The organism is Vibrio sp. 2130-1, from assembly GCF_033339515.1.
In genome coordinates this window covers 1-610 of sequence record NZ_JAWOUT010000452.1, presented here as the reverse complement: position 1 = coordinate 610, position 610 = coordinate 1, and the positions used below count along the sequence as shown (strand labels likewise).

Sequence of the window (610 nt, the reverse complement as noted above, 5' to 3'; positions counted from 1 at the left end):
CCCAAAAACGTGGTGCAATCACTCGTTTCAGTGGGTCAACTGCCATCATTTCTAAGCTTGAAAGCTGCTCAGTAGCTTTCATCAAACCAATTTCTGCCGTCAGCGCAGAGCCTGCACGTCCAGCGAAAAGAAGCGCAGTAACCACCGGCCCAAGTTCACGTAGTAGTGACAACGCGACCATCTGACCAAGACTGCCTTCCGCGCCGTAATCCACCAGCACTACATAGCCTTGCAAGCTAAGAACCATGCCGATGAACAAACCGGAGACTACGATGATAGCCAGTGATTGCACGCCAACGGAATACAACTGTTTGATGAGTAGAGGAAAACTTTTAGAGGGTTGAGGCTTAGAGAAGATAGCGCCAACAAGCATCAAGGTTGCACGGCCAAAAGCTTCACAGATGGCGAGCGTGCGTCTTCCTAATGAAGCGACAAAGTGAATAAAGCTAGCGACCATCAAATAGATCCTTTTCGATACTTTGCGCAGGAAAACGAAACGGCACAGGGCCATCTGCATCACCTTGTAAGAACTGCTGCACTCGCGGGTCTGGGTTTTGACTCAACTCCTCTGGCGTGCCAAACGCGATGAGCTTGCCAGCTGCTAGTAGGT

At 50.3% G+C, this 610-nt stretch carries 1 protein-coding gene and 1 pseudogene; both read right to left on the bottom strand.

Going from position 1 to position 610, the window contains the following annotated elements:
• Positions 1-457 (bottom strand): ABC transporter permease (locus R7Q09_RS26785; protein ID WP_318144028.1); only part of this gene is annotated, 457 nt, incomplete at its 3' end.
• A pseudogene (locus tag R7Q09_RS26780) lies at positions 447-610 on the bottom strand (phospholipid ABC transporter ATP-binding protein MlaF); the annotation flags it as partial. The pseudogene R7Q09_RS26780 and the gene R7Q09_RS26785, both read right to left, overlap by 11 nt.